Genomic DNA, 13974 nt, shown 5'->3' on the forward strand with positions numbered 1-13974 from the left:
ATGTGTTGACATGTTACTTGACCTCTCTTTTTCTGAGCCCATATGACTAACATATTAAATATGGTTATTCTCTAAATAATGAATTGGTAGTGTGAGTTAGTTTTGAGTGTAAAGTCTTTGCAAATTCTTTATGGCCGTTGGTTCGCTTAGAGAAGCGTAATCGGACCTTCGAGAAATAAGGTGTTATAACGGTGGAGTTCTCACTATCGGGTCTTCAATATAAAGCCGTTTCCCGATAGGAATATCTGCCGCTTGCAGCTGTACCCGCCATGATTCTTTCACCTATGCAACCATGTCGATGATGTCTGTTGCATAGGTGCGACAATCTGGTCTCGCCATGGGGTGGGCGAGGGGTTGGCTCTGAGAGAACAGCCCTCCCGACCCTGACCCCGCAAACACAAGGCCATGGTCAATTAACTGGCCTCGGTGTTGCGGGTTGGGTACTTCCCCCTGTTGTTCGCCGAGGTGAGCCCGTTTATCCAGGCCGCGAGGCAGGACGCCGAGCGAGCGCCGCTGGGCCATGGATGGCCCATCGGCGCGTGCCGTGGGACAAACGGGGGAACCGAGGGAACCCGACGCAGGAGGGCGAACAAGTGGGGGTGGCCTTTCTTTTGGTGACTTTTCTTTGGCCACGCAAAGAAAAGTCACTCGCCAAGCCGCGCAGCGGCGGCGAAACCCCGTCGAGGGCCGCACCCTCGTGTCCTGCACGGCGAAGCCGTGCCATTGAGGCGTGGGGCGGCATTCGCCAGGCAATGACGTTACCGACCCCTCACCCTAACCCTCTCCCCCAAGGGAAGAGGGGATCAAACCGAAGTCGCCGAGGCTCGCGGGCGAAACCCCATCGAGGACGGAGTCCTCGCGTCCTGCGCGGCGAAGCCGTGCCATTGAGGCGTGGGGCGGCATTCGCCAGGCAATGACGTTACCCACCCCTCACCCTAGCCCTCTCTCGAAAGGGAGAGGGGATCAAACCGAAGTCTCCGAGGCTGGCGGGCGAAATCCCGTCGAGGACGGCGTCCTCGTGTCCTGCACGGCGAAGCCGTGCCATTGAGGCGTGGGGCGGCATTCGCCATGCAATGATGTTACCGACCCCTCACCCTAGCCCTCTCCCCCAAGGGGAGAGGGGGATCAAGCCGAAGTCTCCGAGGTTGGCGGGCGAAACCCCATCGAGGACGGCGTCCTCGCGTCCTGCGCGGCGAAGCCGTGCCATTGAGGCGTGGGGCGGCATTCGCCAGGCAATGACGTTACCGACCCCTCACCCTAACCCTCTCCCGCAAGGGGAGAGGGGATCAAACCGAAGTCGCCGAGGTTGGCGGGCGAAACCCCGTCGAGGATGGCATCCTCGCGTCCTGAATGGCGAAGCCGTGCCATTGAGGCGTGGGGCGGCATTCGCCAGGCAATGACGTTACCGACCCCCTCACCCTGACCCTCTCCCGCAAGGGGAGAGGGGATGGTTACCGCGGACGATTACGCTTCGCTAATCGACCCTACCGACCCTACCGACCCTACCGACCCTACGGCGTAGCCATGCCCAATGACGGTGAGTGACCTCTGACCCTTTCCCCTCAAGGGGCGAGGGGATGATTACCGTGGGCGAATACGCGGCGGGAATCGAGCCGGCACCCAGGGGCGAGGGCAGGGTTGTGTCCCTGTGTTCCGCATGGCGACGCCGCTTGGGGGCCGGTTATGCCAAAATGTGAACAAATCGATCTTTCCCCCGGTCAATCGCGGTCTCCTGCTTGTCGGGCCCGCCCCGAGTTGGCTAAGGTGGTCGCCAATTACATGCACGCAGTTGTGGAGGTAGGCATGGACAAGTTATTGCTGGCGCTCTCGGAGCAAGTGATCAAGGCGCGGGATCTGGAGAGCCTGACCCGCCCTTTGCTGGAGATGCTGGAGTCTGTGACCGGGCTGGAGTCGACCTATCTCACCGAGATTGACCTCGGGCAAAGCAGCCAGCATGTTCTGTTTGCCCGCAATGCGGCCGGGCTGCAGATCCCCGAGGGGATGACGGTGGAGTGGAGCGATACCCTGTGTCGCCGTGCCATCGACGATGAGATTGGCTACACCGACGACGTCGCCGCCCAGTGGGGGGACTCCCAGGCGGCCAGCGAGCTCGGCATTCGCTCCTATCTGAGCAGCCCGGTGCGCACCTCGACCGGCTCCCTCTATGGCACCCTGTGCGGCGCCAGTACCGAACAAAAGCCCGCGGTGGCGGGGGCGCAGCAGCTCATCGCCTTCTTCGCGCACCTGATTGCCGAACAGGTGGAGCGGGAGCAACTGCTGCGGCAATTGCAGCAGGCCAACGACGAGCTCTCGCGCCTGGCCCTCTCCGACCCCCTCACCGGGCTCCCCAACCGCCGCGCCCTGATGCTGGAGCTCACCCGCTTGTTCTCCCTGTCGGAGCGGGCGGGGCATCCGGTGCTCATCGCCTTTGTGGATCTCGATGGCTTCAAGGCCATCAACGACGAGCATGGCCACGAGGCGGGGGACAGGCTGCTCACCGCCATGGCGCGGCAACTGAGCGAGACCCTGCGCGGCGGCGATCTGCTGGCCCGCTTTGGGGGGGACGAGTTCGTGGCCGTGGGCATGGGGCCTTTCCCGGACGCCGACACGCTGGACGTAGCGGTGGCGGCGTTTCGCCAGCGCCTGTTCGAGCACAGCGTGCTGTCACTGCCGGTGGGGGACAAGGTGATCCATTATCCCGGTGCCAGCGTGGGGGCGGTGGCCGTGATGCCGGCCGAGGTCAGCGTCGAGGAGGCGCTGAACCGGGCCGATGCGAGCATGTATGCGGTCAAGCGCGAGCGCCGGGCCGCAGGGGAGGGCGGTAACCCGCCCCCTTCCAGTCAGGTGTCTGCCCCGCGATAGGAGCGGGGCGGGTTGAGAGGGCACAGGGGGGCGCGTCCACCCGGGTGCCAGTCTGTTTTCCCTTTATCAGTTCGGAGCCCATACCATGGTTCATCTTCTTGCCCGCCGTGTGCGCGCCCTGGCCGGGCGGGCGGCCACCCTGGTGGCCGGACTCTGCGAGTTTCAGCAGCGCATCTGGGTGGTCAGCATCGTCAAGGAGTCCTACACAGATACCTTCGTGGTCAACGAAGGGGGCTTTGAGGAGCCCTTGCAATGGATGCGCCGCAAGGGCTACAGCGCCGAGATGCTGGCCAGGGTGGAAGCCATGGCCCGATCCCAGGTGCTCCAGCTCGAGTGCGCCGGGCAGCATCACCGTCTGATGCGGGTGAAATAGGGGCGAAGCCGCCCCCGGATGGCCTGGGCGGCACCGCCGCCCGGGCATTGACCACATATCCTGCCGCCCTCTTCGTGTCAGACGGGGCAAATGGGTCGCCAGTTATGATTTTTCCGTGGTTCTCTCCGGTTTCAGACCGCCGGAGTAGACGCAAATCGCGGAGTTGTAGCTGTTGAAGGTGACCGCGTAGTTGAAATCGCAGAAATAGGCCGGGTGCTTGGTGGCGACAATGTCCCCCGCCTTGCATTTGTCCTGCATCCCCTCCACCAGGGTGTCGTTGTTTGACCCGAGACAGGCCTTGCCGGTGGTCTTGTCACCGCCGCAGGCCATCAGAAGGGCGCAGACCGAGAGACTCATCAACCATTTCGCTGTGTTGTGCATGTGTGTTCCCAAGAGATCGGAGAGATGGCGGGGAAGGGCGTGAGCGCGGCGCTGCCCGATGAAGGCGGCCAGCGGGCACGCTGCCGCCCCTGACTGTCGCTGCCACCGTGCGCCCTGCCCCTTGCCGTGAAAAAGGGGCCAACAGGCTCCTGCGCCCTATATTACGGACCCGAGGCGGTCTGCGTCACCCCTTGTCGTTGCAAGTGGCGAACATTAAACGGGTTTCGTGCGCTGGCTCAAAGGCGGGCCGGGGCCTTGGCGGCCCCGGCGGGGGAAGGGGTCAGGGGGAGGGGAAGTATTTGTGCTGGAGCTGCTGGAAGTCGCTGCTGGCCAGCACCTGGGTCAGGCCGAGCTGGAACTCCCTGACCAGGGCATCGTCCACCGGGTGGCTGAAGGCGAAACAGTACTGCTCGGAGCTCAACATCCAGCGCACCTCGAACTGGGCAGGATCCAGCTGCTGGGTCTTGATGAGATCCAGCAGGGTGGACTTGTTGCTGGAGACCAGATCGACCCGGCCCGAGGTGAGCATGCGCAGGGCCTGGGAGAGGCGGTTGGCGGTCATGATCTTCTGCTCGTCGAAGCCTGCGTTGAGCAGCAGTTGCTCCCCCACGTCGGATCGCACGGCGCCTATGGTGTAGCGCTGGGCATCTTCCAGGCGGGTCAAGGTCAGGGGGCGACTGGCGAGCCCCATCAGCACTATCTCGGCATAGCCGATGGGGCAGGCCCACTTGAACAGGGGATTGCGCGCCTCGGTGCGGGCGGTGGAGAAGAGCACCACATTGGGTTTCTGGGTCAGCAGGTAGTAACCCCTGGCCCAGGGCAGGATGCTGACGGGCTGGACAGGGGTGCCGGTCTTTTGCCACACCAGGTGCAGCAGGTCGATGGCAAAGCCGGTCGGGGCGCCATCCTCCCCGGTGAAGTTGTAGGGTTTGTACTCTTCGGTGAGGTAGTGCAGGCTGGCGAGCGCCGGGCTGGCCTGGGTCGCGGGAGTGCCCCAGACCATGGCCGCGAGGGCGGCGCAGGCGACCAGTCTGCGAAGGGGGACTGCAATGTCTATGTTCATCCTGACCGTCCTGCTGCCGAGTGCCCAGTTTCAAGTGTTGCCAAGTCACGGCGTTTCGCCACCCGGCGCAGACGTTATCCGTCGGGGCCGTCATCATCTCGCCACTCACAACCGGGTCGGCGCCCTCTTTTTACCAGGCCGGGCGGGTGTGACCCAGGAGGGTGAACGCTTCGTCCCTCAGCCCTACCAGCAGGGTGCTGCCATCCTCTTGCAGACGAAACTCGCCGTAGCGGGCCGACTCATACTGATCTCCCGTGCCCTCTTCGAAGAAGAAGGCGTCAGGCCCGATAAACCACTGGCCGTCGCGCTGGCGCACCTTGAGCAGGCGCTCCCCCGGGCCCGGGGCCTCGGGCTTGCCCCCTTCCACCCAGTGCACCACCTGATGTTCATCCAGGCGAACGACCAGGGTGTGGGGGCTGGCGGCGGCCTGGCGCACCGCCAGCTGGCGGGCGAGGGCGTAGTTCAGGCGCATGTAGTCCCCCTGCATCAGGGAGCGGGGGTCGACCGGTGCCAGCTCGATCAGCACCACCTCCCCCTGGCTCATGGCGTGCTCGAAGCGCCAGACGGTGGCGTTGATGCCGGCGAGCAGGGCAAGACCGGTCAGCAAAAAGGCGAGGCGTCTCATGAGGGGCTCCTGTGGTGAAGGTGCTTGAGCCACTGACGGGTACCGAGCAGCAGGGCCCCCGAGGCGAGCAGCAGCCAGGACTTGGTCATCAGGGTCAGCCCCAGATCGTAGTAATAGAGGGAGCCAAAGCCGAGCAGCAGGAGGCCTGCCAGGGTCATCAGGGCCAGGCTGCCGGCGTAGAAGCCGAGCACCAGCACCAGGGCGCCAGCCCCCATGCCGGGAATGATGGCGCTGATCACCACCAGCGGCAGCCCGTAGCGCAGCGGCAGCCTGAGGCGAACCATGACCGCGAGCAGCAGGGCGGCGCAGAGCAGGGGATTGAGCCAGAGGGGCAGGCGGGAGCTGCCGAGCTCATTGAGCACGCTGGTGCCTCCCTCCCACAGGGGGTGGTGCAGCCGTCCCAGCACCAGCAGGGAGAGTGCCAGCCCCAGGGTGAGGGATTCATAGAGCAGATGGCGGGCGGGATCGCGCTCCGCCTGCAGCCAGCACAGGGCGACGGCGCCCATCACCAGCGGCAGGGCCAGCAGGTGCAGGCCGAGGCAGGCGAGGGCGAGGGTGAGCAGGATGGCGGCGGCGAAGCTGTGGAACAGCCTGATCAGCCAGTGCTCGAACAGGGCGGCCACCCCGAGGGAGAAGGCGGTCAGACCGAACCAGAGCCACGCGACGTTCAGATCCAGCCTGTCCAGCAGGCCGTAGAGCAGCCAGGCATCTGCCGCCAGCGCCAGCGCCAGCACGAACTGATCCCAGAGATCGCTGCGGGTCGCCATGCGGTTGAGACCGAGGGCGGCGGCCATCAGCACCATCCCCATGGTGAGGGCGTTGTTGGGGTCGCGGGTCAGCTGCTCGAAGGCCATGAAGAGGAAGAAGAGCAGGAAGAGGGCGGCTATCCAGCCCACCATGCCGAGCAGAAAACGGCCCGACCAGTGGGGCTGTTCATCCCGGGGGGCATCCCCTTCCACAAGTTGGGCTGCACGCAGGCGCTCCCAGGGGGTGAGATCAGACATGCTGCCTCCGTTGTTGTTGCAGCCAGCGGCTGGCCATCACCGACAGGCCGATGGCGATGAGGGCCAGCAGCAAAAAGCCGTTCATGTCCGGCTCCATCCACTTGCCAAGGGCCGCGAGGATCACGGCGATGAGGCTCAGGCACCCCATGGCGAGCCCGGCGATGAACCTGTGGTGCCAGCGCAGGTAGGCGGCGCCGAGCCAGGCGAGCCAGGCAGGCCAGACCCAGGGAGAGGCGGCATCGAACAGGGCCAGCAGGGTGAGCAGGGTGATGCCGAGCCCCGCGGCCAGCCCCGCGAGCCAGGAGGGCATCAGGGCGTAGCGGGCGGGCACCAGGATGAGCAGACCCCAGAGGGCGGCGTTGAGCAGGGTCAGGCACCAGCCGAGGGCCTCCTCGTTGAAGGAGAAGAAGAGATCGAGAAGACCGAGCCGCCAGTAGAGCACCAGGGCGAGCTGACCGAGCAGCCAGGCCAGGGTCCAGAGCAGCGGGCTTCTGCCAAGGGCCGCCAGCGGCAGCAGCATCAGGGCCCAGGTGGCGAAGAGCTGCCAGGGGTCGGCGCCGGTCTGGTAAGTTTGGCCCACCAGGGCGAGCAGGGCGCCGAGGTTGAGGGCCAGGGCGAGCAGCAGGGCCTGGCGCGGGGTGTCACTCATGGGTTTGCGCCAGAGCACCAGGAGCATGGCGAGCAACGGCAGCTCCAGCAGGGCGAGACGTGAGAGGCGCCCCAGGGCCTGCCAGTTGAAGGCGACGAAGAAGACGAGGCCGGCGCCAAGGCAGAGGCAGCCGAGCCAGAGCAGCAGCCTGTCGAACAGCCACTGCCAGCGGGCAGGGCCGGGGGGCAGATCGCACAGGGCCAGGGCGGCAGGCAGCGAGGCCCGTGGCAGGCGGCCGCGCCTGACCCAGTCGAGCAGGGTCTGTCTTGAGGTGAGGTGCATGGGGGCTCCTGAAGCCGTGATGCCTGAAAGATAAGGCATTATGGCACGGCGCCGCGTCTCGGGGCAGGGGCGCCGTCGGCGCTGCGACACAGGTCGCGGCACGGGGCCATGTCTTTGCACTAAAAAGGCCCCCGCCGTGAGGAGGGGGCCTGAAGGACGTCCGGGGCGGCGGTGGCGATCAGTGCTCACGCTGATCCCCCGCCGGCTTCTATGGAGGTCAGGCGAAGATCAGGGTGGAGATGCCAAGCCCCGCAAAGAGGATGGCGCAGGCAATGCGGATCCCCTTGAGGGGGAGCTTGTCGGCCCCGAGCTTGCCGAGCAGCACCACGGGCACGTTGGCCAGCATCATGCCGAGGGTGGTGCCGGTGATCACCTGGATCAGGGAGTCGTACTTGGCTGCCAGCAGCACGGTGGCTATCTGGGTCTTGTCACCGATCTCGGCGATGAAGAAGAGCACGAAGGTGGCCATGAAGGGGCCGTACTTGTCCAGGGAACTCTCTTCATCGTCCATCTTGTCCGGCACCAGGATCCAGGCGGCCATGGCGATGAAGGCGCCAGCGACAAGCCAGGTCATCACCTTGGGATCCATCCAGCGACTGATGAATTCCCCTATCCAGGCGGCACCCGCGTGGTTGAGCAGGGTGGCAGCCAGCATGCCGGCGATGATGGGCCAGGGTTTGCGAAAACGACAGATGAGCAACAGGGCCAGCAGCTGTGTCTTGTCGCCGATCTCGGCGATGGCAACGCTGATGGTGGAGGTTAACAAGGCTTCCATAATAATGACCGGGGGACGGAATTGTTATAAACCAAAGACAAGCCTGCGCCATCCGTCCCCGGTTTTGGCACTGGCCCGTCAAAGGTCTTGTCAAATCCGGCATTGCCCGGATCACCCTGACCATGGTGAGTTGGCACCAAGTATGTTGATCAGGAGCGCGCACGAAACGGGTCCGTGGCGAGACTACTCCCCCTCGATGGGAGCGGGCATTCTAGGGAAAAACCCCCGGTGAGGCAAGGCGCGGGATGGGGAATTATCCCCCCACCAGCTTGACCTGAAAGCCGGCCTTCTCCAGTTCGGCCTTGATAAGGTCCCGTTTGTCCCCCTGGATCTCGATGATCCCCTCCTTGAGACCGCCGCCGGTACCGCACTTCTTCTTGAGCAGGGTGGCGAGGGCCTTCTGCTGGTCGACGGGAACGCCGTGGATGCTGATGACCCCGGCGCCCTTGCGTCCCTTGGTCTCGCGGCGGATGCGCACGACCCCGTCGGCGGGGAAGGGGGAGGCGTGCTGGGCGGGGGCGGATTCCTTGATCATGCCGCCGTCCGTGCTGTAGACCAGGCGGCTGTTGTTGTCGTGACTCATGGCAATACTTTGTCGGTTAGCTAAGCGGAGTTTGATTTTACGCAAATAAATGTTGAGGGCACAGCTTATAATCCCCCCATTAAAAGCGAATTATTCTTGTTTAACTTCAGGAGCCCGTCATGGTACTCACAGAGCTGTCGCCGGGACAGAGCGCTCGCATCACGCATATGAACCACCTTGGCCGCGCCTTGCGGCGCAAGCTGATGGTGATGGGGCTGCTGCCCCAGACCGAGATCCTCTATCTGCGGGCCGCCCCCCTGGGGGACCCGCTCCAGATCCAGTGCCAGGGCATCTGCCTCTCCATGCAGCGGAGTCTGGCCCAGCAAATCGAGGTGGAGCCGGTATGAGCTACAACCTGGTCACAGTGGGCAATCCCAATAGCGGCAAGACCTCCCTGTTCAACGCCCTGACCGGCTCCCGCCAGCAGGTGGGGAACTGGAGCGGGGTCACCGTCGACAAGAAGATGGGGGCCTTTGCTGCCCGCGGGCAGGAATACACTCTGGTGGACCTGCCCGGCATCTATGCCCTGGCCAACCAGGAGGCGAGCCTGGACGAGCAGATCGCCAGTCGCTTCGTCCAGCGCCAGCAACCGGATCTGCTGCTCAACGTCATCGATGCCGCCAACCTGGAGCGCTCCCTCTACCTCACCCTGCAACTGCGGGAGCTGGGGCTGCCCATGGTGGTGGTGCTCAACAAGATGGATCTGCTGCAAAAGCGGCGCATCACCATCGACGAGGCCTTGCTCGCCAAGGCGCTGGGGTGCCCCGTGGTGTCGCTCTCGGCCCACAATCGCCAGCAGGTGGCGGCCTTCAAAGAGGGGATCCACCAGTTTATCGGCCAGTCCCAGCCCGCCCTCGTGCTCGACTACGGTCAGCCCCTCGAGGGGGACATCGCCGAGCTGGAGACCCTGCTCGCCCCCCATCATCTGCATCGCCGTGGCCGCGCCCTGCGCCTGCTGGAAGAAGACATCGCCATGCAGGAGACCCTGGCGGCGGGGCAGCAGGCGGCGGCCGACAACGTGGTGAGTCGCGCCCACCACGCCCAGGACATCGACCTGCAACTCGCTGATTTGCGCTACGGCCATATCCACCACTGGTGCCAGCAGGCGTGCCGCCATCAGGACAAGCTCACGGTCGCCCAGAGCGAACGGCTGGACAGGGTGCTGCTCAACCGCTGGGTGGGCATCCCCTTCTTCCTGCTGGTGATGTACCTGATGTTCATGTTCGCCATCAAGGTGGGTAGCGCCTTCATCGATTTCTTCGACATCCTCGGAGGGGCCCTGTTCGTGGACGGGGTGCACCACCTGCTGGGGCTGATGAATGCCCCCGACTGGCTGGGAGCCGTGCTCGCGGACGGCGTGGGTGCCGGTTTGCAGACGGTGGCGACCTTCATCCCCGTGGTGGGCTGTCTCTTTCTCTTCCTCGCGGTGCTGGAGAGCTCCGGCTATCTGGCCCGCGCCGCCTTCGTGGTGGACGCCCTGATGCGTCGCCTCGGCCTGCCCGGCAAGGCCTTCGTCCCCATGCTGATGGGCTTTGGCTGCACCGTGCCCGCGGTGATGGCGACTCGCACCCTGGGGTCGGAGCGCGAGCGGCTGATGACCTCGGCCATGGCGCCCTTCATGTCCTGCGGTGCCCGTCTGCCGGTCTACGCCCTGTTCGCGGTGGCCTTCTTCCCCGAGTCGGGGCAGAACCTGGTGTTTGGCCTCTATCTGTTCGGCATCCTGGTGGCGGTGCTCACCGGCCTCTTCCTGCGCAGCACTCTGCTGCCGGGCAAGAGCGACTCCATGGTGATGGAGATGCCCGATTACGAGTGGCCCCGTCCGGTGGACGTGGGGCTGCGCACCTGGCAGAAACTCAAGGGCTTCATCTTCGGCGCGGGCAAGACCATTGTCCTGATGGTGGCGGTGCTGAGCGTGCTCAATTCGCTGGGCACCGACGGCAGCTTCGGCAACCAAGATCAGGAGAACTCGGTGCTGAGCAAGCTGAGCCAGTCCGTGACCCCGGTGCTGCATCCCATAGGCGTGCGGGACGACAACTGGCAGGCCACGGTGGGCATCCTCACCGGCATCTTTGCCAAGGAGGCGGTGGTCGCTACCCTCAACAGCCTCTACGCCGGCGGCGCCGGTGATGAGGAGGAGAGTGAATACTCCCTGCTGGGCAGCCTGAAAGCGGCGCTGGCCACCATTCCCGCCAACCTGGCGGACATCGACCCCGCCGATCCCATGGGGCTCAAGGTGGGGGATCTGGAGGACAAGCAGGCGGCAGCCGAGGCCCAGGAGGTGGACACCTCCACCTACGGCAACATGCAGACCCACTTCGACGGCGTGGCCGGAGCCTTTGCCTACCTGCTGTTCGTGCTGCTCTACATGCCCTGCGCCGCCGCCATGGGGGCTCTGGTGCGAGAGACCGGTCGCCAGTGGGCCCTGTTCACCGCCGCCTGGTGCAACTACGTCGCCTTCCTGTGCGCCACTCTCTTCTATCAACTGGCGACCTTCGCCGCCCACCCGGCGCAGAGCCTGGTCTGGAGCCTGAGCTATCTGTTCTCCCTGGTGCTGCTCTGGTGGCTGGGGCGTCGTCACGGCGACATCGTCGCCCGCAAGGTGGTGACCCTGTGAAGGGGCTCATGGTCAGGGGCGAGTGCGCCGAGAGGGAGGGTATTCTGTGATCCTGCGTGAACTGGGGGACTATCTGGCCCTTCACAAGAAGGTGAGCCGGCGGGCGCTGGCCCGCCACTTTCACACCTCCGAGGATGCGGTAGAGGCCATGCTCGGGGTCTGGATGCGCAAGGGGCGCGTCGCCAAGCGGGAGAGCCGCCTGTGTGGCGGCTCCTGCTGCGGCAAGCACGAAGAGGTGACGTTCGAGTGGTGCGAGCCCGGCCAGATAGGGCTGATCCAGAAGGGGTGATGCCTGCCCATATGCAAAAGGGAATCCGAGGGTTCCCTTTTTCGTGGCCGCCGGGCCCGTCTCAGAAGAGGTCGCCCTCGTCCTTGGTGGGCTCCAGGCTCCAGCCGCTCGCCGCCGCGCTGTTGCCAATCTGGCCCTTCTCCCGCCAGAGTTTGATCTTGAGGCGCAGGTTGTTCTGGGAGTCCGCGTTCTTCACCGCCTCCTCCTCGTCGATCACCCCCTCGACCACCAGATCGAACAGAGTGCTGTCGAAGGTCACCATGCCAAGGGCCCTGGATTTTTCCATGATCTCCTTGAGGCCGCCAAACTCGCCGCGCTTGATGAGATCGCGCACCGTGTGGGTTCCGAGCATCACCTCCACCGCCGCCCGGCGCCCGCCGTCCGTGGTCTTCACCAGCCGCTGGGAGACAAAGGCCTTGAGGTTGTTGCCAAGGTCGTTGAGCAGTTGGGGTCTGCGCTCTTCGGGGAAGAAGTTGATGATGCGATCCAACGCCTGGTTGGCGTTGTTGGCGTGCAGGGTGGAGATGGCCAGATGCCCGGTTTCCGAGAAGGCGAGGGCATGCTCCATGGTCTCCCGATCGCGGATTTCGCCGATGAGGATGACGTCCGGTGCCTGGCGCAGGGTGTTCTTCAGGGCCGCGTGGAAGCTGCGGGTATCCACCCCCACCTCCCGCTGGTTGATGATGCTCTTCTGGTGGCGATGGACGAACTCCACCGGATCCTCGATGGTGATGATGTGGCCGCCGCTGTTGCGGTTGCGATGATCGATGAGGGCCGCGAGCGACGTGGACTTGCCGGACCCCGTGCCGCCGACGAAGAGCACCAGACCCCGCTTCTCCATGATGGTGTCGAGGAGCACCGGAGGGAGTTTGAGATCCTCGAAGCGGGGGATCTCGGTCTTGATGTTGCGCGCCACCAGGGAGACTTCATTGCGCTGCTTGAAGATGTTGACCCGAAAACGGCCTATCTGGGGCAGGGAGATGGCGAGGTTCATCTCCAGCTCTTTCTCGAACTGCTGTTTCTGCTCGAGATCCATGATGTCGTAGGCGATGCGGGCCACCTCGCCCGGCCCCAGGGGCTCTTGGGTGAGGGGGCGCAGGGCGCCGTTGAACTTGGCGCAGGGGGGGGCGCCGGTGGAGAGATAGAGATCGGAACCATCCTGTTTGGCCAGGATCTGCAGCATGTCTCTCAATTCCATGAGGGGCCTCGTCGCTCAAAGGGCTGGGGGATGATGAATGGCTTGAGTGTACAGCCTCAGGCGCCGGTCAGTTTTTCGCGGAACACAAAAAAGACCGCGCCCAGGATGCACAGACCCGCCCAGAGGTAGTCCCACTTCAGATCTTCTTTCAGATAGAAGATGGAGAAGGGAACGAACACGGTGAGGGTGATCACCTCCTGCAGGATCTTGAGCTGGCCGACGGAGAGCACGGTGTGGCCGATGCGGTTGGCGGGCACCTGCAACAGGTATTCGAACAGGGCTATCCCCCAGCTCACCAGGGCGGCGATGATCCAGGGTTTGTGATTCATGCTCTTGAGATGGGCGTACCAGGCAAACGTCATGAAGACGTTGCTGCAGATGAGCAGGCCGATACTGGTCATGATGGGGTTCATTAGGTTCTCCTTTTAAATCAATGCATTTTATCTCGACTCCATGGGTTTTCATAAGTGGTGCTTGAGGGTATTTTTAGCTCACAAGGATGTAACAAAAGAAGGCGAAAGCTGGATGGGCAAGACAAGCTGGGGTGCGCTTTGTCTGTTGTTTGCCTGCTGGGCGCAAGGTGCGCCGACCCTGACGGTGGCCACCGATGTCTGGCCGCCGTTTCGCATGCTGGCAGAGAACGACGACTTCCAGGGGCTGGATATCGACATTCTGCGCCAGTTGCAGGCACGCAGCGGCATTGTGCTCACCCTCAAACGGGTGCCCTGGGGACGGGCACTCAAACAGATGCAGACCGGTCAGGTGGATCTGATGATAGGGCTGGCTCACACCGAGGAGCGGGCCGCCTTCATCGACTACCTGCAGCCGTCCTATTACCAGTGCCGGCCTGCCTTCTATGGCAAGCCCGCCGCCGTGGCAGGTCTCAGGCGCTACGAGGATCTGCGAGGCCGCGAGATAGGCTATGTGCTCAACTCCGCCTACTTCCCCCCCTTCGATGGCGACACCCAGCTAGACAAGCACGGGGTTCCTACCGAAGACCAGTTGCAGCGCATGGTGGAGCGGGGCCACCTGCCCCTGATGATAGGGACCGACTGCCAGGTGGATTACGCCCTGAGCCAGCACAACGACGCCGGCCTCGTCAAGGCGCCCTTCCAGCCCCCCAACCCGGTGGTGCTCTACCTCGGGATGAGCAAGCACTCACCCCACCACGAGCTGGGCCCCAAGCTGGCGCAGGCGTTGCAAGCCATGGTGGAGAGCGGCGAGATAGCGGCGCTGGCCAAGCCCTACCAGCCTTGACCTTGGGTGGTAACGCGCT

The 13974-nt window shown here is 64.1% G+C and carries 15 protein-coding genes; 6 read left to right on the forward strand and 9 right to left on the reverse strand.

Going from position 1 to position 13974, the window contains the following annotated elements; genetic code table 11:
• Window positions 1–1803 precede the first annotated feature (1803 nt).
• Together C2U30_RS00435 and C2U30_RS00440 are read left to right on the forward strand one after the other, a co-directional pair.
• Complete coding sequence (locus C2U30_RS00435) at window positions 1804–2862, forward strand: sensor domain-containing diguanylate cyclase (protein WP_103242923.1); 1059 nt, start codon at window positions 1804–1806, stop codon at window positions 2860–2862.
• Window positions 2863–2947: 85 nt separating this feature from the next.
• Window positions 2948–3235 (forward strand): hypothetical protein, encoded by a 288-nt coding sequence (locus C2U30_RS00440; RefSeq protein ID WP_039041204.1) that lies wholly within the window; start codon window positions 2948–2950, stop codon window positions 3233–3235.
• A gap of 102 nt (window positions 3236–3337) precedes the next feature.
• On the opposite strand, the gene C2U30_RS00445 is transcribed toward C2U30_RS00440, so the two are convergent.
• The 7 genes from C2U30_RS00445 to C2U30_RS00475 all read right to left on the reverse strand — a co-directional run bounded on the left by C2U30_RS00445 (window position 3338) and on the right by C2U30_RS00475 (window position 8597).
• A complete protein-coding gene (locus C2U30_RS00445) occupies window positions 3338–3616 on the reverse strand; it encodes a hypothetical protein (protein ID WP_029314742.1) in 279 nt (92 codons plus the stop codon).
• Window positions 3617–3896: 280 nt separating this feature from the next.
• The gene (locus C2U30_RS00450; RefSeq protein ID WP_041215870.1) at window positions 3897–4619 is read right to left on the reverse strand and encodes a substrate-binding periplasmic protein; all 723 of its coding nucleotides are present in this window, start codon (window positions 4617–4619) and stop codon (window positions 3897–3899) included.
• 190 nt (window positions 4620–4809) lie between these two features.
• The gene (locus C2U30_RS00455) at window positions 4810–5304 is read right to left on the reverse strand and encodes a GDYXXLXY domain-containing protein (RefSeq protein ID WP_103242924.1); all 495 of its coding nucleotides are present in this window, start codon (window positions 5302–5304) and stop codon (window positions 4810–4812) included.
• On the reverse strand, window positions 5301–6308 hold the full coding sequence (locus tag C2U30_RS00460; RefSeq protein WP_103242925.1) for a DUF4401 domain-containing protein: 1008 nt from the start codon (window positions 6306–6308) through the stop codon (window positions 5301–5303). Before C2U30_RS00460 ends, C2U30_RS00455 begins: the two co-directional genes overlap by 4 nt.
• Window positions 6301–7239, reverse strand: coding sequence for a DUF2157 domain-containing protein (locus C2U30_RS00465; protein ID WP_042014993.1), 939 nt, complete (start codon window positions 7237–7239; stop codon window positions 6301–6303). The genes C2U30_RS00460 and C2U30_RS00465 overlap by 8 nt, the downstream gene beginning before the upstream one ends.
• Before the next feature lie 217 nt (window positions 7240–7456).
• On the reverse strand, window positions 7457–8014 hold the full coding sequence (locus C2U30_RS00470) for a TMEM165/GDT1 family protein (RefSeq protein WP_010675206.1): 558 nt from the start codon (window positions 8012–8014) through the stop codon (window positions 7457–7459).
• Between the two features lie 253 nt (window positions 8015–8267).
• On the reverse strand, window positions 8268–8597 hold the full coding sequence (locus C2U30_RS00475) for a translation initiation factor (RefSeq protein WP_010675205.1): 330 nt from the start codon (window positions 8595–8597) through the stop codon (window positions 8268–8270).
• A 119-nt stretch (window positions 8598–8716) separates the two neighbouring features.
• Here C2U30_RS00475 and C2U30_RS00480 point away from each other — a divergent pair, with 119 nt between their 5' ends.
• From C2U30_RS00480 to C2U30_RS00490, 3 genes are read left to right on the forward strand one after another with little or no spacing between them, the layout of a single operon-like run.
• Complete coding sequence (locus C2U30_RS00480; protein ID WP_010675204.1) at window positions 8717–8944, forward strand: FeoA family protein; 228 nt, start codon at window positions 8717–8719, stop codon at window positions 8942–8944.
• Entirely contained in the window at window positions 8941–11211 is a 2271-nt protein-coding gene (gene feoB, locus C2U30_RS00485; protein ID WP_103242926.1) for a Fe(2+) transporter permease subunit FeoB, read from the forward strand. Before C2U30_RS00480 ends, feoB begins: the two co-directional genes overlap by 4 nt.
• Window positions 11212–11257: 46 nt before the next feature.
• Window positions 11258–11500, forward strand: coding sequence for a FeoC-like transcriptional regulator (locus C2U30_RS00490; protein ID WP_010675202.1), 243 nt, complete (start codon window positions 11258–11260; stop codon window positions 11498–11500).
• Between the two features lie 61 nt (window positions 11501–11561).
• Here the strand turns inward: C2U30_RS00490 and tapW are convergent, their stop codons facing one another.
• Together tapW and C2U30_RS00500 are read right to left on the reverse strand one after the other, a co-directional pair.
• Window positions 11562–12698 (reverse strand): type IVa pilus ATPase TapW, encoded by a 1137-nt coding sequence (gene tapW / locus C2U30_RS00495; protein WP_029314740.1) that lies wholly within the window; start codon window positions 12696–12698, stop codon window positions 11562–11564.
• A gap of 56 nt (window positions 12699–12754) precedes the next feature.
• Entirely contained in the window at window positions 12755–13111 is a 357-nt protein-coding gene (locus C2U30_RS00500) for a DMT family protein (RefSeq protein WP_010675200.1), read from the reverse strand.
• A 112-nt stretch (window positions 13112–13223) separates the two neighbouring features.
• Here C2U30_RS00500 and C2U30_RS00505 point away from each other — a divergent pair, with 112 nt between their 5' ends.
• Window positions 13224–13955: a substrate-binding periplasmic protein gene (locus C2U30_RS00505; protein WP_103242927.1), complete on the forward strand. Its 732-nt coding sequence runs from the start codon at window positions 13224–13226 to the stop codon at window positions 13953–13955.
• The last annotated feature ends 19 nt before the right edge of the window (window positions 13956–13974 follow it).

It is taken from the genome of Aeromonas sp. ASNIH5 (assembly GCF_002902865.1).
Taxonomy (GTDB): Bacteria; Pseudomonadota; Gammaproteobacteria; order Enterobacterales; family Aeromonadaceae; genus Aeromonas; species Aeromonas caviae.